This window comes from Bartonella sp. AA83SXKL (genome assembly GCF_042196965.1).
GTDB lineage: Bacteria > Pseudomonadota > Alphaproteobacteria > Rhizobiales > Rhizobiaceae > Bartonella.
The window spans coordinates 1-696 of record NZ_JBHIRG010000195.1 but is presented as its reverse complement, the minus strand read 5'-3'; the positions used below and the strand labels follow the sequence as shown (position 1 = coordinate 696).

1 protein-coding gene is annotated in these 696 nt (G+C 40.7%); it reads left to right on the top strand.

Translation table 11 applies throughout. The features are described 5' to 3' along the window. Positions 1-696, top strand: a 696-nt coding sequence (locus ACFINO_RS10565) for a DHHA1 domain-containing protein (RefSeq protein WP_375655807.1), incomplete at both ends; no start/stop codon positions are given.

The following is a 696-nucleotide window of genomic DNA, read 5'->3' as shown; positions in this document are numbered from 1 at the left end:
ATAGTTTTCATTTAGGTTTTTTATTAGGTCCTAGAATTAATGCGGGAGGGCGTATTGGCGATCAGGCTTTGGGAGCACGTTTGTTGAGCTGTGAGGATAAAGGGGAAGCTGACAGAATAGCAGAACAATTGAATCAACTGAATCAAGAACGTCAGGAAATGGAGGCCATTCAATTAGCACAAGCAGAATCTTATATTGATTCTCTTTATCAAGATCGAGAAAAACCGCTATCGCTTGTAATTGCCCATCAAGAATGGCATCCAGGAATCATTGGTCTTCTTGCATCCCGTTTAAAAGAGCGTTTTTTTTGTCCTGTTTTTGCCATTGCTTTGAAAGAAAATGGAAGCGGCATAGGATCAGGACGCTCAATTAGTGGCATAGATTTAGGAGCACTTGTTCGTGAAGCTGTTACGTTAAATTTATTAGAAAAAGGGGGGGGGCATAGTATGGCAGCAGGGATCACAATCCAATCGACAAAAATTGAAATTTTTCGAAAATGGCTGGAAGAGAGAGTCTCTTTAAATGTTTCACAGTTGCATGCTGAAAAGTCTCTTAATATAGATGGTTGCCTTTCTGCTTCTGGGGCCAATAAAGCGCTTTTTGATATGATTGAAAAAGCAGGACCATTTGGTTCGGGGAATACGACACCTGTTTTTGTTCTGCCTTCTCACCGATTAATGAATCTGTGTGAGGTTG